Annotated in this window: 23 protein-coding genes; 4 read left to right on the top strand and 19 right to left on the bottom strand. The window is 66.6% G+C overall.

All coding sequences use genetic code 11. The features are described from left to right. Positions 1-45: 45 nt before the first annotated feature. The 4 genes from ACFC0O_RS32035 to ACFC0O_RS32020 form a co-directional block, all read right to left on the bottom strand. Positions 46-1,269, bottom strand: a complete 1,224-nt coding sequence (locus tag ACFC0O_RS32035) for a hypothetical protein (protein ID WP_375964520.1) — start codon at positions 1,267-1,269, stop codon at positions 46-48. A 93-nt stretch (positions 1,270-1,362) separates the two neighbouring features. Then, on the bottom strand, positions 1,363-2,589 hold the full coding sequence (locus ACFC0O_RS32030; protein ID WP_375964517.1) for a lipase family protein: 1,227 nt from the start codon (positions 2,587-2,589) through the stop codon (positions 1,363-1,365). Between the two features lie 89 nt (positions 2,590-2,678). Further along, the gene (locus ACFC0O_RS32025) at positions 2,679-3,299 is read right to left on the bottom strand and encodes a TetR/AcrR family transcriptional regulator (RefSeq protein ID WP_375964515.1); all 621 of its coding nucleotides are present in this window, start codon (positions 3,297-3,299) and stop codon (positions 2,679-2,681) included. 5 nt (positions 3,300-3,304) lie between these two features. Next, positions 3,305-3,655, bottom strand: coding sequence for an SPW repeat protein (locus ACFC0O_RS32020; RefSeq protein ID WP_375964512.1), 351 nt, complete (start codon positions 3,653-3,655; stop codon positions 3,305-3,307). Positions 3,656-3,810: 155 nt separating this feature from the next. Here ACFC0O_RS32020 and ACFC0O_RS32015 point away from each other — a divergent pair, with 155 nt between their 5' ends. Next, entirely contained in the window at positions 3,811-5,034 is a 1,224-nt protein-coding gene (locus tag ACFC0O_RS32015; protein WP_375964510.1) for an NAD(P)/FAD-dependent oxidoreductase, read from the top strand. Between the two features lie 22 nt (positions 5,035-5,056). On the opposite strand, the gene ACFC0O_RS32010 is transcribed toward ACFC0O_RS32015, so the two are convergent. Further along, a complete protein-coding gene (locus tag ACFC0O_RS32010) occupies positions 5,057-5,395 on the bottom strand; it encodes a DUF1330 domain-containing protein (protein ID WP_375964508.1) in 339 nt (112 codons plus the stop codon). A gap of 153 nt (positions 5,396-5,548) precedes the next feature. Here ACFC0O_RS32010 and ACFC0O_RS32005 point away from each other — a divergent pair, with 153 nt between their 5' ends. Together ACFC0O_RS32005 and ACFC0O_RS32000 are read left to right on the top strand one after the other, a co-directional pair. Beyond that, on the top strand, positions 5,549-6,331 hold the full coding sequence (locus tag ACFC0O_RS32005) for an aspartate/glutamate racemase family protein (RefSeq protein WP_364642668.1): 783 nt from the start codon (positions 5,549-5,551) through the stop codon (positions 6,329-6,331). Between the two features lie 40 nt (positions 6,332-6,371). After that, positions 6,372-6,596, top strand: coding sequence for a hypothetical protein (locus ACFC0O_RS32000; RefSeq protein WP_375964506.1), 225 nt, complete (start codon positions 6,372-6,374; stop codon positions 6,594-6,596). On the opposite strand, the gene ACFC0O_RS31995 is transcribed toward ACFC0O_RS32000, so the two are convergent. From ACFC0O_RS31995 to hppD, 8 genes are all read right to left on the bottom strand, one after another. Beyond that, positions 6,566-7,321, bottom strand: coding sequence for a carbon-nitrogen hydrolase family protein (locus ACFC0O_RS31995; RefSeq protein ID WP_375964504.1), 756 nt, complete (start codon positions 7,319-7,321; stop codon positions 6,566-6,568). The two genes, ACFC0O_RS32000 and ACFC0O_RS31995, sit on opposite strands and share 31 nt — an antisense overlap. 76 nt (positions 7,322-7,397) lie before the next feature. Beyond that, positions 7,398-8,588, bottom strand: coding sequence for an elongation factor Tu (gene tuf / locus ACFC0O_RS31990; protein ID WP_375964502.1), 1,191 nt, complete (start codon positions 8,586-8,588; stop codon positions 7,398-7,400). Between the two features lie 84 nt (positions 8,589-8,672). Then, on the bottom strand, positions 8,673-10,778 hold the full coding sequence (gene fusA, locus ACFC0O_RS31985; RefSeq protein ID WP_364642680.1) for an elongation factor G: 2,106 nt from the start codon (positions 10,776-10,778) through the stop codon (positions 8,673-8,675). Between the two features lie 185 nt (positions 10,779-10,963). Continuing rightward, on the bottom strand, positions 10,964-11,434 hold the full coding sequence (gene rpsG, locus ACFC0O_RS31980; protein WP_364642683.1) for a 30S ribosomal protein S7: 471 nt from the start codon (positions 11,432-11,434) through the stop codon (positions 10,964-10,966). Between the two features lies 1 nt (position 11,435). After that, the gene (gene rpsL, locus ACFC0O_RS31975; RefSeq protein WP_019049359.1) at positions 11,436-11,810 is read right to left on the bottom strand and encodes a 30S ribosomal protein S12; all 375 of its coding nucleotides are present in this window, start codon (positions 11,808-11,810) and stop codon (positions 11,436-11,438) included. Between the two features lie 279 nt (positions 11,811-12,089). Continuing rightward, the gene (locus ACFC0O_RS31970) at positions 12,090-12,647 is read right to left on the bottom strand and encodes a DUF3558 domain-containing protein (RefSeq protein WP_375964499.1); all 558 of its coding nucleotides are present in this window, start codon (positions 12,645-12,647) and stop codon (positions 12,090-12,092) included. Positions 12,648-12,661: 14 nt separating this feature from the next. Beyond that, entirely contained in the window at positions 12,662-13,195 is a 534-nt protein-coding gene (locus ACFC0O_RS31965) for a DUF3558 domain-containing protein (protein WP_364642690.1), read from the bottom strand. Positions 13,196-13,287: 92 nt separating this feature from the next. After that, entirely contained in the window at positions 13,288-14,484 is a 1,197-nt protein-coding gene (hppD, locus tag ACFC0O_RS31960; protein WP_364642693.1) for a 4-hydroxyphenylpyruvate dioxygenase, read from the bottom strand. A gap of 139 nt (positions 14,485-14,623) precedes the next feature. Between hppD and ACFC0O_RS31955 the strand changes: the two genes are divergently transcribed. After that, a complete protein-coding gene (locus ACFC0O_RS31955; protein WP_364642696.1) occupies positions 14,624-15,142 on the top strand; it encodes an Lrp/AsnC ligand binding domain-containing protein in 519 nt (172 codons plus the stop codon). Positions 15,143-15,190: 48 nt separating this feature from the next. On the opposite strand, the gene ACFC0O_RS31950 is transcribed toward ACFC0O_RS31955, so the two are convergent. The 6 genes from ACFC0O_RS31950 to ACFC0O_RS31925 all read right to left on the bottom strand — a co-directional run bounded on the left by ACFC0O_RS31950 (position 15,191) and on the right by ACFC0O_RS31925 (position 21,239). After that, on the bottom strand, positions 15,191-15,835 hold the full coding sequence (locus ACFC0O_RS31950) for a GntR family transcriptional regulator (protein WP_375964494.1): 645 nt from the start codon (positions 15,833-15,835) through the stop codon (positions 15,191-15,193). A 28-nt stretch (positions 15,836-15,863) separates the two neighbouring features. Continuing rightward, positions 15,864-16,847, bottom strand: coding sequence for an isopenicillin N synthase family dioxygenase (locus ACFC0O_RS31945; protein ID WP_375964491.1), 984 nt, complete (start codon positions 16,845-16,847; stop codon positions 15,864-15,866). Positions 16,848-16,876: 29 nt separating this feature from the next. After that, complete coding sequence (locus tag ACFC0O_RS31940; RefSeq protein ID WP_375964489.1) at positions 16,877-18,040, bottom strand: nitrate ABC transporter substrate-binding protein; 1,164 nt, start codon at positions 18,038-18,040, stop codon at positions 16,877-16,879. Between the two features lie 49 nt (positions 18,041-18,089). After that, complete coding sequence (locus ACFC0O_RS31935) at positions 18,090-18,899, bottom strand: ABC transporter permease (RefSeq protein ID WP_375966360.1); 810 nt, start codon at positions 18,897-18,899, stop codon at positions 18,090-18,092. Between the two features lie 26 nt (positions 18,900-18,925). Continuing rightward, complete coding sequence (locus ACFC0O_RS31930) at positions 18,926-19,657, bottom strand: ABC transporter ATP-binding protein (protein ID WP_375966358.1); 732 nt, start codon at positions 19,655-19,657, stop codon at positions 18,926-18,928. A 208-nt stretch (positions 19,658-19,865) separates the two neighbouring features. Continuing rightward, complete coding sequence (locus tag ACFC0O_RS31925; protein WP_375964486.1) at positions 19,866-21,239, bottom strand: amidohydrolase family protein; 1,374 nt, start codon at positions 21,237-21,239, stop codon at positions 19,866-19,868. Between the last annotated feature and the right edge of the window lie 162 nt (positions 21,240-21,401).

Raw genomic sequence — 21,401 nt, 5'->3', positions numbered from 1 at the left:
GGTCCCTGCTCCCGAATTCGGGAGCGCACCGGACGATGCGCGATATCAAGCGGTTTCAGCCGCGGCCTGTAACAGCACCTCGCCGAATCGGCGCATATGATCCGGGCCGCCGTACCAGGCCGCCACCAAATCCACCGCCGCCGTGCGCGTGCGGCGCGCGGCCTCGGCCAGATCCGCGACCGAACCGGCACCGGACTCCGCCGCCTGCGCCGCCACCTCCAGGTCATGGCTGGCGACCAGCAGGCCCATGATGTGGTGCAGATCGATATTGGGGGCGTCCTCGGCGCGGAACTGCCGGGCACGCTCACCATCGGCGTTCGGAACCGGCTGCGGCAGTTCGGGTTCCGGGGCGGCACGGCGGCCCGACGACACGTTCGACCGCTCCGCCCGGCGCGAGATCCCGTTCGACTCCGGCGCGGCATGACCGGCGGGCGTGTTCACCTCCGGGGCGGCACGGCGTGCGGGCGCGTCGACCTCGGCGACCGCGCGGTGCGAGGTGCCCGCGTCCGCGGCCGAATGCTGGGATGCGAGTTCGGGTTCCGGGGCCGCACGCCGAGACGGCAGGTCGGGCTCCGGAGCCGCACGCCGGGACGGGAGATCGGGCTCCGGAGCGGTGCGCCGGGAGGCGGGTTCCGGCTCCGGAATCGCACGCCAGGACGCGAGTTCGGGCTCGGGCGTGGCACGCCAGGAGGCGAGCTCCGGCTCCGGAATCGCACGCCGCGACCCGGGTTCGGGCTCCGCGAGAGCCTGCGGGGCGGAATCGGATTCGGCGGCCGCACGCCGCACCGCGGCCTCGAGCTCGGCCGCACGGCGCAGCGACGCCTCCAGATCCTGTGCGGCGCGGCGCGAGGATTCCAGATCCTGGGACGCACGACGCGAATCCGCTTCGGTGATCGCGTGCCCATTGGTGGCCGGGGGAAAATCGGCCGTGAAGTTGGGCGCGGCATCGAAATCCTGCACCGAGCGACGCGTGGGCGTATCCACCTCCGGCGTCGACAGACGCGGGGTCGACGCGAAATCCTGGACCGAACGCCGCTGCGGCGGATCCGATTCGGCGGTGCGGCGGGTCATCGGCGATGACCACTGCACCGGCTGTTCCGGCTGGTCCAGGGCGGTGCGCCCGAGGGTGGCGTGGGAGCCGGTATCGACGCCGGTCAGCGCCGGAGAGCCGTAACCGTTCGAATCGGCGCCATTCGGATTGGTGAGGCGGTAGTTCTCCTGACGCGAGTTCCGCGAAGAACTCGAGCCGTTGGTGAAATCGGCATCCATGGGCGACATTCTTACCGCTCCACCGTGGCCCATGCGAGTCGGGCCGCGGCGAAAGCGATTCACGAGCAACAGTATTGGGGGATTGACGGTATATCAGCAGTTCGACGGTGCGGGCTCACCCCGCAAGCGCGCATCCACCCAGGCCAGCGCCGACGGCACCCCGAACACCGCGGCGGACAGGTGCTCGGGCGAGGCGTTCACATCCATTTGCAGCCGCACCCCCGCCGCACAATAGCGTCGATCGGTATTGACTATGGCATCCACCGGAATCAGCGGATCACTCGGCGAATGCCATTCGAACACCGGCATATTCGGCACCCCGTCGAACAGCTCCAGACTGTTCTCCCGCAGTACGTCCTGGACGCCCGGATCATCGATCATCGATGTACTGGCGGCGAATTCGCGAGCACTGTGACCGGCCCCGACGGCCATGATCTCATTGGTGCAGCCATTGGCCATGGCATCGCGCGCCGCCAGACCCTGACGATTCATCTGGGTGCTGATGGGCAGCCGATCCGGATACTCGCGCTCCAGGCCGATCGCCGCCGCCATCGCCAGACCGAAGGCCGGATGCGGTTGCCAGCCCAGCGAATTCACCATCTTCAGCATATTCATGGGCACACCGCCCGTGGCCGCGCCCGCGATGCGCAGATCCGGCGCGTACGACGGGGCCAGCGCGGCCGCCCACGCGGTCGCCATCCCGCCGCCGGAATAACCGGCCATCGCCACCGGACTGTTCGCCACCGCCAACTGCGGCAGCCGCTGGGCCGCGCGAATACCGTCCAGGGTGATCTGACCGCCCAATTTGGCCGCGCCATAGGCGAAATTCGGGCCCAGATGATCGGGCAGCGCCACCGACCAGCCGCGCCGCAGCGCCACATTCAAAGCGACCGATTCCTTGACGAACAGATTCGGGTCCGAGGTGTACAGCACCTTCGACACCGCGCACTGACTGCCCAGGCCATTGATGATGTGCTGATACGACAGCAGCGGACCGTCCGGGCGATGCTCGCGCGGAGTCAGCACGGTGGTGATCGCGGCAATCGGCGCGCCCCGCGAATTCGTGGAACGGAATTTGATCACCGTGACGGTGGTATCCGGAAAGAACGGCAGCGGCGGCATGATTCGCGAATCCAGCACATCGCCCGGATCGTGCCGCGCCAGATCGGCGGGCTGCGCGTAGAACGGGTCCGGATCCGGTCTTGGATATATGGGTTCCGCCGTGGCGGCCGGGGCGGCGATGATCACGCTCACCAGGACCGCCCCCACGAGCATGACCTTGTGTAGCAACCATCCGGACCGCATCCGCACCTCCACCATGATTTACCTCGTCGTGGTGCATTTTCTGCCCCACATCGAGTGTCACAGCGAAACGTTTCAGATGCTTCAGCGACACACCAGCAAATGAGTTAACCGAGTTGCGCCATACCGGCCGCGACCACCTGCGCGACAGTGAATATCTCGTCCGAGGTCGGTAGCGGCAGACCGTCCAGCGCATGCAATCGATCGGTGCTCGCGATGGCGAACATGGCCGAAACGAAGGCCGCCGCACACGCCCGCAGGGTGGTGGGCTGCACCGGATCGGGCGCACTCGCCTGCAATACCCGCGCGGTGATATCGAGCATCTGATCGCGCATGCGGCGCAACTGTTTCCGGACGTCCGGGTGCGTATCCGCCTCCCGCCACATGATCACCCGCAACACCCCGGAGCGGGTATCCCGAAGATTCAGCGCCGCATCCAGATTCACCAGGCTCTTCACCGGATCGCCCGGGGCGACCAATGATTCGATGTCATCGATCGGCTGCGCCGGGACCCGCTCGGCCATCAACGCCGACAGAATGGCGTCCTTGGCCGGAAAGTAATAGAAGACCAAACCCTTGGGAACCCCGGCCGCCGCGGCGATCGCGGCGGTCGGGGTCGCATCGAATCCCTGTGCCGCGAAAAGCTTTTCGGCGGCATCGAGAATGAGCTGACGGGCGTCGCCGTCCAGCTTCCTGGTCCGGCGGCGCCCCGCTCCCGGTCGACGCATCTGCATCAGTGGCTGGCGCCCAGGTGCAGACGGCCCGTCACCGCGGGCATGGCCGACAGTGCCATCACGACGCTCAGCGCGCCGACGACCCACGCGGTCCACGAGGCCCCGCTGTAGGAATCGAAGCTCATCACCCAGGGGGAGATGAACAGCAGTGCGCCCAGGACCAGCAGCGCGTAGTCGGCGATACCGCCGAGCAGATCGCCGATCAGGCCCAGACCGGTGAGGGCGATCAGCACGCCCAGCACGACCAGGGACCACAGGGCCTTGTCGTTGTGGCCGACCCACAGGGGCGACAGGGCGGCGACGGCGCCGAGGATAACGGTCACCGCGTGGGAGCGGCTCTCGGTGAACATGGGGTGCCTCCTAAAGGCTGAGGATATGTCCTACTTTCCGGTTTAGTCCTGATTGACCGCCCGATCAATAAACTCCCGGCTACGATTCAGCACCTGATCGGATGTGACCCGTGACACAGCGTCAAGGCCCCTCCGGAACCGATATGGTGAGCACCATGTCGCAATCGGTAGAACACGTTCTAATTGTCGGGGCCGGGCTGGCCGGACTACGAACCGCCGAAGAGTTGCGACGCGCAGGTTACGACGGGGAACTGACCCTGCTCGGCGACGAACCGCACGCACCCTACGACCGGCCCCCGCTGTCCAAACAGTTCGTCCGCGGCGAAATCGACGACACCGCCCTGCGGCCCGCCGAATTCTTCACCGAAAACCGCATCGACCTGCGCCTCGGAGTCACCGCCACCGGCGTGGACACCACCGCCCGGCGGGTACGGCTCGGCGACGGCGAAACGATCGGCTACGACCAGCTCGTCATCGCCACCGGACTGCGGCCCCGGCGCATTCCCAGCTTCCCCGACGCGGCCGGCGTGCACGTACTGCGCACCCATGACGACGCCACCGGACTCCGCGAACAGCTGGCGGACGCGCGGCACGCGGTCGTCGTCGGCGCGGGATTCATCGGCTGCGAACTCACCGCCAGCTTCCGGGCGCGCGGAGTGGACGTGACGCTGGTGGAACCGCAGGCCACTCCCCTGGCCGCCGCGCTCGGCACCGAGATCGGTGAACTGGTGGCGCGCATGCACCGCGAAGAGGGCGTCGATGTGCGCTGCGGCGTCGGCGTCGACGCGCTGATCACCACCGAATCCGCTGCGGGCCAGGATGATTCGCGACCGGCCGTGACAGGTGTGCGACTCGGTGACGGCAGCGTCGTGGACGCCGATCTCGTCGTCATCGGCGTCGGCTCGGTACCCGTCACCGAATGGCTCGCCGACTCCGGCATCCCGCTCGCCGCACCCGCAGAGGGCGGCGGCGTGCTCACCGATGAGAACGGGCACACCGGCGTCGACGGCGTCTGGGCCGTCGGCGATGTGGCGGCCTGGCGCGGCGCGCACGAAGCCGGGCGCAACCGGCGCGTCGAACACTGGACCAATGCGGGCGAACAGGCGCAGCTGCTGGCCGCCGCACTGCTCGGTGCCGAACCGCCCGCCGCCGTCCGGGTTCCGTACGTCTGGAGCGATCAGTACGACGTCAAGATCCAGGTGCTCGGCACCCCCGCGCTCGCCGACGAGGTACAGATCGTGGAGGACAAGGGACGCAAATTCCTGGCCCATCTGTTCCGGGACGGCACCCTGGTCGCCGTGGTCGGCGCGGGTATGACCGGCAAGGTGATGAAGATGCGCGGGCAGCTCGCGGCTACGCGCCAAACACCGGTCGGCTGAGACCGATTCGACTCGGGCGCGATCAAGCGCGGGCGCGCAGCTTGGCGGCGCGCTCGCTCGGGTCGTAGTCCGGGCCGACGCCCTCGATCAACAAAAGGTCACCGTCGATGTGATCCGACCGCAAATGCAAGATCTCTTGATACGCGGGCGAGCGGTACCAGGCCCGCGCCCGCTCCATGCTCGGGAACTCCAGCAGCACCATGCTGCCCGGCCACTCCCCCTCCACCACCTCCACCGGCTCACCGTGAATGACGAACCGGCCGCCGAACGGATCCAGGGTGTCCTGAATACGTTCCAGATACTCCAGAATCTCCGGATGCGGTCGCCGAACCCGCAGATGCGCGAACCCATACGCGGACATGAGGCACTCCTTCGCTCGAACCGGCCGCCCATCCACGGCGACCGCCTCGAACGCTAGAACCACCCCGCGCCGAACCCAATTACCTCGCAGGTAAAGCCGCAATCCGGACCCGCGGTTCGCGAGGGACCGGAGCCCTTCACTACCGTGGCACGTGTGATCGTCGCGCTCATCGATTCCGGACTCGGGATGCTGCCCACAGGGGCGTGGTTGCGCAAGCTGCGGCCCGATATCGATCTACTGCTGCAAATGGACCCCGACGGCGCGCCCTGGGGACCCAAACCCGAGCCGTGGGTTATCGACCGCGTGCTCGAAACCGCCCGCGCCTCCCTGCGCGAAGGCGCGGAAGTCATTGTGGTGCCCTGCAATACGGCCAGCGTCACCGCACTGGAACCGCTGCGCGCCGAAGTCGGGCCCGGCGTACCGGTCATCGGCACCGTCCCGGCCATCAAACCCGCCGCCGCGGCCTGCCGGAAAGTAGCCGTCTGGGCGACCGCCGCCACCACCGCCAGCGCCTACCAGGCCGACCTCATCGCCCGGTTCGCGGGCGAGGCCGAGGTCACCGGGGTCGCCTGCCACGGACTGGCCGACGCCATCGACCGCGGCGATCTGCCCGCCGTCACCGCGGCCATCACCAGCGCCGCCGCACGCACCCCCGCCGACACCGAGGGCATCGTGCTGGGCTGCACACACTATCCCCTGGTCATCGATGCCATCCTGGCCGCGCTGCCGCCGGGCATCCGGGTCTTCGACAGCGCCGAAGCCGTTGCCGCCCAAACCCTGCGGCGCATGGACGCGCTCGGCCGCCCCACCGCCGGCACCGCCGTCACCCGGGTGCTCACCAGCAACCGCCCCGGCGTCATGCCCGCCGCCGCGGCGGCCTTCGACTCCGGCCGCCTGCTCGGCGCACAACGACTCGGTTCGGTACCCACCGCCTGAATCGGCGTTTGGCCTGCTCGGATTCGGGCAGGTCTGCACTATGAGCACAGCAGGACGAGAGGAAGAACGCCCGGCCGTCCCCGAGCCGGAGGTCACCGACGAGAATCGGGCGGAGGCGGCTCGCATGTCCGAAACCTATGCCGACAACCGGCCGATGACGATACTGCCGGGCACCGGCGGCATGATCTCGGGGACGGCGATATCGGACTGGGTCGACGATAACGGCGATCCCATCTACGGCCGGGACGAACCCGCCGGGGACTGACCCCCCAGCGTCGCGACCACCAGATCCACGCCCGGATCCGCACGGGCGAACAGCATGCCGTCCGGCGACCAGATACCGCTGCCACCGGTGGTGCGATTACCCTCGAACTCACCCGTGTACGCGGAAAGAACTGTCCAGCAATTGTTTTCGACGGCTCGCGCACTCATATGGCCATCCCGGCGGATTTCCTTGCCGGACAGGTAGAGCGCGCCCGCCAGATAGATCTCCGCACCCGCGGCCACCACTCCCGCCGCGTGTTCGGGATAATTCACATCCGCGCAGATGGCCAGGCCGAGACGGTGGCCGTCGACCTCCAGCACCGTGAAATCGGTTCCGGGAGTGAATATTTCGGCTTCTATGCCGTGTAGATGCCGCTTGGCGTAGGTGGCGGCCAGCTCGCCGCGATCATCGAATACCAAGGCGGACAGGGTATATCCGTTCTCGACCGCGAATATTCCGCCGACGATGGCGTACACGCCATACCGCGCGCACGCCGCGCGCAGCGGCTGCAATCGCGAATCATCCTCGCGCACAGCGAGTTCCGGAAGCCGGGTGGCGATCGATTCCAGCTCGTAGCCGGTAAGCGACAACTCGGTGAACAGCACCACCCGCGCGCCCGCCGCCGCGGCATCGGCCAGCACGGCCGCGTGCGCGGCCACGTTCTGCTCGATATCGATGGGAACGCAGGGGATCTGAGCGGCGGCGAGAGTCAGTGGAGAGCGCACCGGGAAAGTCTTTCAGACAGCGAAAAGGGCCGCTCCCCAAGGGGAACGGCCCTTCTCAGCGATTCAGGAAACTAAATCACTTGATGATCTTGGTGACGCGACCGGCACCGACGGTGCGGCCACCCTCACGGATCGCGAAACGCAGGCCCTCGTCCATGGCGACCGGCTGGATCAGCTTGACGCTCATCTCGGTGTTGTCGCCGGGCATGACCATCTCGGTGCCCTCGGGGAGGGTAACGACGCCGGTCACGTCCGTGGTACGGAAGTAGAACTGCGGGCGGTAGTTGTTGAAGAACGGGGTGTGGCGGCCGCCCTCGTCCTTCGACAGGATGTACGCCTGGCCCTCGAACTCCGTGTGCGGAGTGGTGGTGCCCGGCTTCACGACGACCTGGCCGCGCTCGACATCTTCACGCTTGATGCCACGAACCAGCAGACCGACGTTGTCGCCCGCCTGGCCGTTGTCGAGCAGCTTGCGGAACATCTCGATGCCGGTGATGGTGGTCTTCGTGGTCTTCTCGCGGATGCCGACGATCTCGACTTCCTCGTTCACGTTCACGATGCCACGCTCGATACGACCGGTGACGACGGTGCCACGACCGGTGATCGTGAAGACGTCCTCGATCGGCATCAGGAAGGGCTTGTCGGTCTCACGGACCGGGTCCGGGATCGACTCGTCGACGGCGTTCATCAGCTCGACGATGGACTCGGCCCACTTCGGGTCGCCCTCGAGCGCCTTCAGACCGGAGACGCGCACGACCGGCGCATCCTCGTCGAACTCCTGAGCGGCCAGCAGTTCGCGGACCTCCATCTCGACGAGCTCGAGGATTTCCTCGTCGTCGACCATGTCCGACTTGTTCAGCGCGACCAGGATGTAGGGCACGCCGACCTGACGGGCGAGCAGCACGTGCTCGCGAGTCTGCGGCATCGGGCCGTCGGTGGCGGCCACGACCAGGATCGCGCCGTCCATCTGCGCGGCACCGGTGATCATGTTCTTGATGTAGTCGGCGTGGCCGGGGGCGTCTACGTGGGCGTAGTGGCGCTTCTCGGTCTGGTACTCGACGTGGGAGATGTTGATCGTGATACCACGAGCCTTCTCCTCCGGCGCCTTGTCGATCTGGTCGAACGCGAACGCCGCGTTCAGGTCCGGGTACTTGTCAGCCAGCACCTTGGTGATCGCCGCGGTCAGCGTGGTCTTGCCGTGGTCGACGTGACCAATGGTGCCGATGTTGACGTGGGGCTTCGTCCGCTCGAACTTCGCCTTCGCCACTGTGGTCCTCCTGGACTAGTTAGTGCGTGCTTTTTTGCAGCAGTGCAGGTTTGAATAACTGGGGGTCGATCAGGAAACCGGAGGCTATTCGCCGGTCGCCTTGGCGATGATCTCCTTCGACACATTGGCCGGAACCTCTGCGTACGAATTGAACACCATGGAGAAGTTGGCCCGGCCCTGGGTCTTGGACCGCAGGTCACCGATGTAGCCGAACATCTCCGAAAGCGGAACCAGCGCCTTGACGACACGGGCACCACTGCGCTCCTCCATGGCCTGGATCTGGCCACGGCGAGAGTTCAGGTCGCCGATCACTTCGCCCATGTAATCCTCGGGCGTGATGACCTCGACCGCCATCAGCGGCTCGAGGATCACCGGACCGGCCTTGCGGGCCGCTTCCTTGAGGGCCGCGGAACCGGCGATCTTGAACGCCATTTCCGAGGAGTCGACCTCGTGGTAGGCGCCATCGAGCAGCGACGCGCTCACGTTCACCAGCGGGAAGCCCGCCAGCACGCCGTACTGCATGGCGTCCTGGATGCCGGCATCCACCGAAGGGATGTACTCGCGCGGAACGCGACCACCCGTGACCTTGTTCTGGAACTCGTAGGTCGCGCCGTCCTCGGCATCGACCAGCGGGGCCAGAGCGATGATCACGCGGGCGAACTGGCCCGAGCCACCGGTCTGCTTCTTGTGGGTGTACTCGTGCTTCTCGACCGTCTTGGTGATGGTCTCGCGGTACGCGACCTGCGGCTTACCGATGTTCGCCTCGACCTTGAACTCGCGCTTCATGCGGTCCACGTAGATGTCGAGCTGGAGCTCGCCCATACCACCGATGATGGTCTGGCCGGTCTCCTGATCCAGCTTCACATTGAAGGTGGGGTCCTCTTCGGCGAACTTCTGGATCGCGCCGCCGAGCTTCTCCTGATCGGCCTTGGTCTTCGGCTCGATCGCGACCTGGATAACCGGGTCCGGGAAGGTCATGGACTCCAGCACGATCTGGTTCTGCGGATCGCACAGGGTGTCACCGGTGGTGGTGTCCTTGAGGCCGATGACCGCGTAGATGTGGCCGGCGACGCCCTCGGGAACCGGGTTCTCCTTGTTGGAGTGCATCTGGAACAGCTTGCCCAGACGCTCCTTCTTGCCCTTGGTCGCGTTGATGACCTGGGCACCGGAGTCGACCCGGCCGGAGTACACGCGCACGTAGGTCAGCTTGCCGAAGAACGGGTGCGTGGCGATCTTGAACGCCAGCGCCGCGAACGGCTCGTCGACGGACGGCTTGCGGGTGAGGACTTCGTCTTCCTTGCCCGGCACGTGGCCCTGCACGGACTCGACGTCCAGCGGGGTCGGGAGGTAGTCGACGACGGCGTCGAGCATGGGCTGAACGCCCTTGTTCTTGAACGCCGAACCACACAGCACCGGGTACAGCTCGGAGGCCACGGTCATCTTGCGGATGGCGCCCTTGACCTCTTCGATCGAGAGCTCTTCGCCACCGAAGAACTTCTCCAGCAGCGCCTCGTCCGACTCGGCGACGGTCTCGAGCAGCTCCTGGCGGTACTGCTCGGCGCGCTCCTTGAGGTCGGCCGGGATCTCGACGACCTCGTAGGCCTCACCGAGCTTGGTGTCGCCGCGCCACACCTTGGCGTTGTTCTCGACCAGGTCGACGATGCCCTCGAAGGTATCCTCGGCGCCGATCGGGAGCTGGATCACCAGCGGGCGCGCGCCCAGGCGGTCCTTGATGGTCTGCACGGTGAAGTAGAAGTCCGCACCGAGCTTGTCCATCTTGTTGACGAAGCAGATGCGCGGCACGTCGTACTTGTCGGCCTGACGCCACACCTGCTCGGACTGCGGCTCGACGCCCTCTTTACCGTCGAAGACGGCGACGGCGCCGTCGAGGACGCGGAGCGAACGCTCCACCTCGACGGTGAAGTCGACGTGCCCGGGGGTGTCGATGATGTTGATCTGGTTGTTGTTCCAGTAACAGGTCGTCGCGGCCGACGTAATCGTGATGCCGCGTTCCTGCTCCTGCGCCATCCAGTCCATGGTGGCGGCGCCATCGTGAACTTCACCGATCTTGTACGTGATGCCGGTGTAGAAGAGGATGCGTTCGGTCGTGGTCGTTTTACCCGCATCGATGTGGGCCATGATGCCGATGTTGCGGACCTTGTTCAGGTCTGTGAGCACTTCCTGTGCCACGGAAATCTTCCCCGCTCGTAGCTAGTTGGGAACTTCGGGAACGACCCTGGCTTCTCCAGCGGTCATCACTGTGTCAACGCCCGGCGCAGCAGGTGAGTGCCCTGTGAACAGGTGACTCGACCGCGGCGCCGGACTGTGACTCGACTCCCGGCCCATCCCCGCAAGGGGACGGGCCGGGCGTCCAATCACCAGCGGTAGTGCGCGAACGCCCGGTTGGACTCGGCCATCTTGTGGGTGTCCTCGCGACGCTTCACCGAAGCGCCCAGACCATTGCTGGCATCCAGCAGTTCGTTGGCCAGACGCTCGACCATGGTCTTCTCACGACGTGCGCGCGAGTAGTTGACCAGCCAGCGCAGCGCCAGGGTGTTCGCGCGGCCCGGACGGACCTCGATCGGCACCTGGTAGGTGGCGCCACCGACGCGGCGGGGCTTCACCTCGAGGGCGGGCTTGACGTTGTCCAGCGCGCGCTTGAGGGTGACGACCGGATCGGTGCCGGTCTTCTCGCGCGCCTGCTCGAGGGCGCCGTAGACGATGCGCTCGGCGGTGGACTTCTTGCCGTCCAGCAGGATCTTGTTGACCAGCTGAGTGACCAGCGGGGACCCGTAGACCGGGTCGTTGATCAGCGGACGCTTGGGTGCGGGGCCCTTGCGTGGCATATCAGCTCTTCTCCTTCTTGGCGCCGTAACGGCTGCGAGCCTGCTTGCGGTTCTTCACACCCTGGGTGTCGAGCGAACCGCGGATGATCTTGTAGCGCACACCGGGGAGGTCCTTCACACGACCGCCGCGAACGAGCACCATCGAGTGCTCCTGCAGGTTGTGGCCTTCGCCGGGGATGTACGCCGTGACCTCGACCGCGCTGGTCAGGCGAACACGCGCGACCTTACGCAGCGCGGAGTTCGGCTTCTTCGGGGTCGTGGTGTACACGCGGGTGCACACGCCACGACGCTGCGGGCTCCCCTTCAGGGCCGCGGTCTTGGTCTTGGAGACCTTGTCGCGACGACCCTTGCGGACCAGCTGGTTGATGGTTGGCATAGACCGGCTTTCCTTATTAGTAACCAGGTGTCTGGAACTTCATGTCTTGGTCATTCGAGCTTTCCGCCCAGTTCCCACGGCATTTCCTTGCCACGAGGTCGGGCGTGTCATGCGCAGCGCGTTTCCCGGAATCCGGGCACGCTGGAACGGTCAGCCGCTCTCGCTGGCCTACGTACTGCGCACAAACCTGCCCGAATGCTTCCGGGCACAGCGGTCCACGATACCCGCACGCTTTCAAGGGGGCAAAAAGGGGTCCCCGCACCGGGGCTGGTAAAGGGGCTATCGCGCGAGATTGAGAGTCAACTCCACCAGCTTGCGGGCCGCTTCGCACGGATCGCCGTGACTGGAACCGGCCCGATAGTTCACCCACCAGCCGACGATCCCGGTGTCGGCCGCGGGCGCGCTGACACCGCAGGAATCCGGGTCGTTGGGGCGATGGGTCTCCAGTGAGCGACGGCCCTGCACGGTTATGTCATTGGTCACATATCCGAGCCGGTCGTTATTGGACTTCTCGTTCGCGAGCGAACCCTCCTCGTACCAGCTGAGGGTCACCATGCCGCTGCCCGCCGTGCCGCCGGACAGATCCCACATGCAGACCGCGCCGTTGAAGGACGGGTTGGCGTAGGTGCCCTCGCCGACGGTCTTGGCGATGTCGTCATTGGAGACGACCTCGCATTCGCGCAGCAGCTTGTCGAAATTGGTGTTGATCTTGCCGCCGCCGGTGCTCGTGGTCCCGCCCGCGGGGAGCGCGGTGCCGGGCACGGTGTTGCCGCAACCGGCGACCACGGTGGTCAGGGCCAGCACCGCGAGCAGCGCCGCGCCCCGGGTTCGCTGCATGCCCGTACTCCCCCTCATCCGAGCCGCTGCACGGTCAGTTCGGCCATCTTGTGGGTGCGGTCGCACGGATTGCCCAGATTGCCCGCACCGAAGACGCCGTAGGACATGGACCATTCGAAGAAGTCGTCATCGAGTTGGACCGCGAGGTCGCAGACGCTGCCGCGCGGGTCCAGGGCCTGGAAGCCCTTCTTACCGCCGACGTCGATGGTCTGCGGATTGCGGCCGACGCTGGCCACCCACGCCTTCTCGCGATCGATGGGGCTGCCGCGGTAGGAGGCGAAGGTGACGCTCGCCGAGGTCATTCCGGCGGCCTGCCAATTGCAGCCGACCGCGTTCTTGAAGACCGAGGACACGGTGCCCAAACCGCCGATATCGCGTACTTCGTCGTCGGTGAGGTGGCCGCATTCGCCCACGAACGGACCCAGCGTGGCCACCTTCGGAGGTGGTCGCAAAGGTCCGCTGGGAGTGTCCGAATCGCCGCTTCCCCCACACGCCGACAGCAGCAACGCGAGGCTCAGCCCCGTGACGATCGCCGACGTCATCCGCATGGCGTGAACTCTACTGGGTTCGGCGCGAGCCGCTCGGCGGAGCGGCTCGCCACGCGGTCGCGGTGCAGCTCAGGGCTTTCCGGTCGCGAAGCTCAGAGGTTTCCGCGGGCCTCCTGCTCGCGTTCGATGGCTTGGAAGAGGGCCTTGAAATTGCCCTTGCCGAAGCCGAGGGAACCGTGCCGTTCGATGAGTTCGAAGAAAACGGTGGGGCGGTCGGTGATGGGCTTGCAGAAGATCTGCAGGAGATAGCCGTCCTCGTCGCGGTCGACCAGGATGCCGCGGCTCTGCAGTTCCTCGACGGGGGCGCGGACGTGGCCGATGCGCGAACGGAGTTCGGCGTCTTCGTAATAGGTGTCGGGGGTGTCCAGGAATTCGACGCCCTCGCGGCGCAGGGTGTCGACGGCGGTGAGGATGTCACCGGTGGCGAGCGCGATGTGCTGGACGCCCGGGCCCCGATAGAACTCCAGGTATTCGTCGATCTGGGAACGCTTGCGGCTCACCGCGGGTTCGTTGAGCGGGAATTTGACGCGGTGATTGCCATTGGCGACCACCTTGCTCATGAGCGCGGAGTATTCGGTGGCGATATCGTCGCCGACGAATTCGGCCATGTTCTCGAATCCCATGACGCGGCGGTAGAACTCGACCCATTCGTCCATCCGCCCGAGTTCCACATTGCCGACCACGTGGTCGATGGCCTGGAAGACGCGCTTCGGTGCGCCCGGGCGGGGCTCGAAATTCGAACGGCGCGCGATGAAGCCGGGGAGATAGGGACCGTCGTAGCGGGAGCGGTCGATGAGGGTGTGCCGGGTGTCGCCGTAGGTGGCGATGGCGGCGGAGCGGACGGTGCCGAATTCGTCGGTGTCGTCGTGCGGTTCGATCAGGACGGTCGCGCCCTGTTCGCGGGCCCGGGCGATGCAGCGGTCCACGTCGGGGACCTCGAGAGCGATATCGGTGACGCCGTCGCCGTGCCGGTCGTGGTGGGCGATGAGCGGGCTGTCCGGGTCTACCGCGCCGCGCACCACGAAACGTGCTCCGCCGCTTCGTAATACGAAGGCCTTGTGGTCGCGGTTTCCGGTTTCGGGGCCGGAGTAGGCCTCCAGGCGCATGCCGAAGGCGGATTCCAGGAAGTGCGCGGTCTGGGTGGCGTTGCCGACCGTCCAGACCAGCGCGTCCCAGCCGATGACGGGGAAGGGGTCGGCGGCCGCGTCGTGATCGATCAGCCCGACCAGTTGGCGGAGATCATCGGACTCTGTCTCGGCGAGCCGCTGTGCAGCAACCTCGATGCTCATGTGTCCAGCAAATCGTCACGGGGGTCAGCTGAGCAATATCGGCGAGTTCGAGTAGACACCCTGGCGGATTACGCCACCATCTCGGGCCTCGTGCTGGACAATTTGAATACCTCGACACCCCTGAAGCGGAGGTCCCGCCATGGCACGCACTCCGGCCAAGCTGGACGAATTGGACCTGGCCATTCTGACCGCCATGCACGAGTACCAGAAGGCTGGGATTCTCGAGCTGTCCCGGCGCACCCGGGTCGCGCGCGCGACGGTGCAATCACGCATAGCGCGCATGGAGGAGGCGGGTGTGATCGCCTCCTATGATCCCCAGATCGATGTCACCGCAGCGGGTTTCGATGTACAGGCGTTCGTGACGCTGGAGATCGCGCAGGGCGCGCTGGAGGCGGTGGCGGCGGATCTGGAGGCCATCCCCGGTGTGCTGGAGGCGTACGCCACCACCGGGTCCAGCGATGTGCTGTGCCGGATCGGCGCGGATTCGCATGCCGGATTGCAGAGCGTGCTGCTGAGCATCGATCGCAGCACGTCCATTTCGCGGTCGCACAGTGTGATCGTGTTGTCGACGGTGGTCACCCAGCGCACGCTGCCGCTGTTGCGCACGCTGGCCCCGTCCGGATCGAGTAAGGCTCCGGCGTACCGCAATTCGCACTAGCGAGGTGTGGATCCCGGCCAAGAGCATGCCGGGATGACGGGGGGACGCTCAGAGCCGGGTCATGCGGGTTATCAGGCCGCAGACGTGGGCTTCGGCGGCGGTGCGGGCTTCGCGGGGGTCGCCGGATTCGAGGGCTTCGAGGATGCGGCGGTGTTCGCGCAGGGCCGTGCGGCGGTTGCGGGGGTGTGTCCACAGGTCGCCGCGGTAGAGGTGGGCCTGGGCTTCGAGGCGGGCGAGTTCGTCGGCGAGCGTGCGGTTTCCGGAGCGGTCGCGGATGAAGGTGTGGAATTCCAGGTCGAGGGTGGCGTCGCGGGCGGGGTCGGCGTTATCGCGGAGGTTGGCCTCCTGCCCGGTGAGCATGGTGCTGAGTTTGCCGAGATCGAATTCGGTGACGCGGGTGGCCGCGCCCGCCGCCGCGAGGCCGTCCAGCACCGCGCGCACCTCGAGGACATCGCGGATCTGGCCGTCGTCGACGACCGCGACCCGAGCGCCCGCGTGCGGGACGTTCACGGCCAGACCCTCGTAGATGAGTTGCTGAACGGCTTCGCGCACCGGGCTGCGGCTCACCCCGAGGCGGGTGGACAGGGCGAGCACGCTCAGCGGCGCGCCCGGTTCCAGTTCACCGGACAGGACGAGCTGGCGGAGTTGCCGGTGTACCGAGGGGCCGAGTAGCTCGCTGTCCGGTTCGGTCATGGCCGTCCTTTCCTGATTCGGTACGAAATTACCCTTGCGGCCGGTAGTTGGCGCGCACCCGCTCGGCGAGGAAGTCGGCGGCGGTGACGGGCGGGTAGACGCCCTGCGGGCCTTGGATTATGGCGTCGCGGTCGGCCTGGGCGAAGTAGGCGATGCTGTAGCGCTCGCCCTGGTATTCGTCCGCGCCGGGACTGCGGACGCGGTGGAAGTTCGAGGGCAGCAGGTCATCGCTCCAGCGGGTGAGCATGTCACCGATATTGCAGGTGATGAGCGCCGAGGACGGGGTGATGGAGGTCCACTGCTGCGCGTCCATCTCCTTGCCGGGGCAGACCTGCAGACCGCCCTGTCCGTCGCGCTGGAAAAGCAGTGTGAGGCAGTCGAAGTCGGTGTGCGCTCCCGCCCGCCAGCGGCCGGGGACATCACGCAGCTCGGGCGGTACGGCGAAGTAGTGCAGCAGCCGCAGCGTGGATTGGTAGTGCTCGGAGCCGGGATCGTGTGCGGCGGTGAAGTGTTCGCGGGGCAGGCCGAGCCGGTCGGCGAAGCAGGACAGCACCCGCATGGCGACCTGCCAGCACCGGTTCTCGAAATCCAGTATGGCGGCGGTGAATCCGGCCAGTTCGGCTTCGCTGGGCCAGCGTCCGGTCATATGCGGCCGGGTGATCTGGTACGACTCCTTCTGATCGGGGACGCCGATGGAGGGCCGTACCTGGCTCAGGCTCTCCCATCCGGCGTTATCGGCTTTGACCAGTGGGTACTGGGCTTTCACCGGTTCGGGCAGTTCGAAAAAGCCAGCGGTGAGCGCGAATACGGCGTCGATCTGTTCCTGCGGGATGCCGTGTCCGGAGAGCTGGAAGAAGCCGATCTCGGTGGCGGCGGTCCACAGCTGTTCGGTGATCTCGGCGCGGCGGTCCTCGAAATCGGTGAGGTCGATGACGGCGATCGCCCGGGCGGCTTCCGCGCCGAGTCCGCCCATCTGCTTCTCGCGCGCGATTTCTGCGGTGTCGTTGCTCATGGGATTCCTTGTCCGGTAGCGGGTTTCGGTCAGCTCGCGGTGACGGTGGTGTCGAGGAACTCTTTGTCGACCAGATCGCGGGCGGTGAGTCCGGCGGGGACCGTCGAGCCGCCCTTGCGCAGGATGGGCGCGAATTGGTCGATGAGGCGCTGTACCCGGGCTTCGTCGAAGCTGCCGAGCACACCGTCGGTGTCATTGCCGATGAGGCCGTTGTCGATCAGGGCCTTGGAGCCGAAGGCGGCCTGGCCCGCGCTGTACGGGGTGAAGTTGGCGCTCTTGGCGACCACGTCGACGACGAGATCGTTGACGTGCGACGGGTCGGCGCGGAATTGCGCTGTGGCCCTTTGGATCATGGGCACCAGCTTCTGCAGGCAGGGGCGCAGCTCGTTCAGTTTGTCCTTGCGGACGTTGACCGTGCGGGCGTATCCCTCATAGCCGGTATCGCGCAGCAGTTGGTAGGCGATCGGCTTGTTCCACGCCTGCACCTCGTGCTCGTACACGTACGGTTCGGAGTTGGCGAAGCCCTGCTGGGCGATGCGGGGATCGGCGACGAAGCGGGAGGGGCCGTTGTCGAAGGAGTTGTCGATCTGATCGGCGCGCAGCAGGCCGCGCGAGACCAGCCAGTCGGGATAGAGCTGACCCTGGGAAACCACCACGGGCACACCGGCTTTGCCCATATCGGCGATGCCGTGCCAGTCCGGATGGGTTTTGGGATCCCACATCAGCATTTGCGGGCTGCCGCGCAGCAGGGTGGTGACCGCGATGATGGGTTGTTTGTCCGCGGCGGCGATGGCGTGCTCGGAATGACTCAGGCCCAGGGTGATCGAGGAGTCCACGTACATCTGCGAGGGCACGGTCTGGAACCCGATGGCCGGTCCGCCGGCGCGGATCTCCAGTTTGACGCCGGTGTCCTTACCGTCGACGACCAGCGGTCCGACGACTTTGTTGTTATCGGAATCGACGCGGTAACCCGGTCCGAGCAGGCCGAAGATGGGGCCGGAATCGGTTTCGGGTTCCCACTGCAACTGCACCACCACGGTGGCGGGGCAGGCACCGGCAAGTTGTTGTTCGGCGGGCGCGGCGGGGAGTTGTACCGCCGCCGAGTCCTCGTCGGAGCTGGAACAGGCTGCGGCGGTGATGATTACGGCGGCGGCGAGGGCGGTGGTGCCGAGTCGGCGCAGGGAGTTGTGCATGAGTTCTCCACAGGCTGTTGATAGAGGAGAGGAAGGGGGCGAGGGCGATTCAGCGCCCGGAGGCGTGCCAGCGGCCGACGGTCAGCCGCTGGATGGCGGTGAACAGGGCGAATACCGCGACACCGAAGAGTGCGGCCAGCAGCAGCGCGGCGAGCAGATCCTCCGATTGCAGCCGGGCGCGATAGGTGTCGAGCAGGGTGCCGATACCGGGTTTGCCCTTGGCGAAGAACATGTCGCCGATCACCGCGCCGGTGACGGCGAGCCCGGCGGCGGTGCGCAGGCTGGTCATGATGGATGGCAGAGCGGCGGGGAGTTCCAGGGATATCAAGCGGCGCAGTCGATTCGCGCGGCCGAGCGTGAAGAGTTCACGCAGATTGCCGTCGACGGATTGAATGCCGAAGAGGGTCATGGCGATGATCGGGTGCACCGCGATCAGTACGCAGACCATGGTGCGGGCGGTCAGGCCGTAACCGAACCAGAGGCCGATCAGCGGGACCACGGCGAGCACCGGGATGGCTTGCAGCACAACCGCGTACGGATACACCACGCGTTCGACCGCTTTCGCCTGGCTCATCAGCACGCCGACGGCGATGCCGATCAGGGCGGCGAAGAACAGGCCGGTGACCGCCACCCGCGCGGTCACCGCGAGGGCGCGCAGCATCACCTCCAGTTTCGCCGGGTCCGAAAGGGATTCGCGGAACACCTGATGCGGCGGCGGCAGCAGGAAACGGCGTTCGGGGGCCAGCAGCACCAGCGAGACGGTGTACCAGGCGGCCAGCGCCAAACCGGTACAGACCAGCGGCACAACGGTTTTGCGCAGCAGGTGATACGGGATACGCCAGGCGGGAGCCGAGCGCATCGGGGCGGAGACGGCCAGTCCTACCATCACGAAGCCTCTTTCAGGGAATGCGAGACCCGGGCCACCAGTTCGGTGAAGGCGGGCTCGAAGCGCAGCTCGCGGTCGCGCGGATACGGCAGATCGATATCGAGGATCTGGTGGATGCGGCCGGGGCGGGCCGACATGACCACCACCCGGCTGGCCAGGAAGACCGCCTCGGAGACCGAATGGGTGATGAACAGGGCGGTGAAGGCGTTGTCGCGGTACAGGCGCAGCAATTCCTCCTGCATGCCCAGGCGGGTGATCTCGTCGAGTGCGCCGAACGGTTCGTCGAGCAGCATGAGTTCGGGTTCCAGGGTGAGCGCGCGGGCCAGCGAGACGCGCATGCGCATACCGCCGGAGAGCTGACCGGGGAGTTTGCCCGCGAAATCGGCGAGCCCGACGGCGGCGAGGGCGCGAGTGGCGCGTTCGCGCCGGGCCGTGCGGTCGATACCGCGCAGTTCGGCGCTGAGTTCGACATTGCGCAGTACTTTGCGCCAGGGCAGCAGGGTGGCTTCCTGGAAGATGAAGCCGACCGAATCGGTTTGCACCGCAACGGTTCCCGAGGTCGGGGAGTCCAGGCCCGCGGCCAGTCGCAGCAGCGTGGACTTACCGCATCCGGAAGGGCCTACGACGGCGACGAATTCGCCGCGCCGGACTTCCAGGTCGATATCGGTCAGTGCGACGACCGCACCGGAACCTTTGTCCGCGAAGCGTTTACCGATGCCCGCGAACGAGATCTCCGGGGAGTCCGGGGTATTCGCCGCCGGGGTACGCGGACGGGTTGCGGCCGGGCTGGGCACCGTGTCGTGCAGGACCACCGCGCTCACCTTCTCTCTCGGATCGAGTACCTCGCACTGCCGGGCATTGCGTGCACCGTGTGCATGGGAACAGTCTTATGGAGTTGAATTACATGCAATCGTGCGACTGTTTCCAGTTGATTAACTGTCATTGCATGTGACTGAGCATCCGTACGAGCTCCCGTTCGTCCACCCGGGTGCTGCGGCCGTCGCGGATCACCGGCTCACCGTCCACCCACACCGTGTCGACCACGCGGGGTGAGCCGGTGGTGAGCAGCGTCGCGCCGGGGTCACGGACCGGCAGGCAGGCGAAATCGCGGTCGAAGCGCAGCAGGGTGAGGTCCGCGCGGTCGCCTACGGCTACGCCGGAATGCGTTGCGGGAGAACCCAGTGCGCGGGCCGCGCCCCGGGTGGCCAGGCGCATCATGTCGTGGAAACCGAGCAGATCGGCGCGCTGATGCGCGGCGCGTTGCAGGTACGCGCCCATGCGCAGCGCCAGCAGCATGTCCTGGGTGTCATTGGAGGCAGCGCCGTCCACACCCAGGCCGACATCGATTCCGGCGGAGAGCATTTCGGGTATCGGGGCGACACCGCTGCCGAGCCGCATATTGCTCAGCGGGTTGTAGGACACCGCGACTCCGCGTTCGGCGAATACCGCGCGACCGCGCTCATCGAGCTTGCAGCAGTGCACGGCGAGGGTGCGCGGGCCGAGCAGGCCGCCCGCGTCCAGGTACTCGACCGCCGAACAGGCTGCATGCAGTCGGCACATGTCCTCGTCGGTGCTGGTTTCCAGCAGGTGGATGGACAGGGTTTTGCCGGTGCGGTCGGCGTAATCGCGCACGGCGGCCATGCCTTCCGGGGTGAGGCAGCGCGGATTCGGCACGGCCAGCGCGGTGCTGATGCGCGACCCCGCCAGCTCCTTGTCCAGCTCGTCGATGTGCGCGAACACCTCCGAAAGCGGTTGCACCAGGCGGGGATCCATCCCCCACTTGCGCGTCGGGTCCGCGCGATCCGCGAGGCCGCGGCCGAAGACCACCCGGATACCGAGCTCATCCAGTGCCCGCAGGGCGGCCGCGTGCACCTGCTCCGACGAATTCGGCCACATATGCTCGACCACGGTCGTCACCCCGCTGCGCAGCAGTTCCAGACCACCCGCGAGCGCCGCGATATACGTCTGCTCCGGTGTGGCCGCCACCGTGAATTCACCCACGCAGTGCAACCATTCGAGCAGCGGCAGCCCCTCCCCCGCCCCGCGCAGCACGGACTGCTGAAGATGGGTGTGCGTATTCACGAACCCGGGAATCAGATGGCCGCCACGCCCGTCGACGCGACGCGGCACCGAACCACCCGGCCCGGGCGCGAATGCCTCGGGAGAGATGGACGCACCCGCCGGACCGATAGCGGTGATCAGACCGTCCTCGACGACCACATCCCGCCCCGAAACCCATTGCGGGCCGGACTCGGTCGCGGCATAGACGGTGACATCAGAGATGACAGTGGACAGGGCTGCGCTGGGCACCATGCGGCATTCCTCCGGGAAATGCGGCTGGTTCGCCCGCCCGGTCGGAGCGGTGCACATGCGTCCGTTTCAGCCATGAACGCCGTGAATCGAGCCTATCGAGCATGTATTGCATGCCGGTTAAGCCTGCATGCCGCCGGGGAAACCTGAATTGCATCCAACCGA

The sequence above is a fragment of the Nocardia sp. NPDC056100 genome, from assembly GCF_042266325.1.
In the GTDB taxonomy this organism is placed as follows: Bacteria; Actinomycetota; Actinomycetes; order Mycobacteriales; family Mycobacteriaceae; genus Nocardia.
The sequence above is the reverse complement of the archived record's forward strand: the minus strand, read 5'-3'. Positions and strand labels throughout refer to the sequence as shown.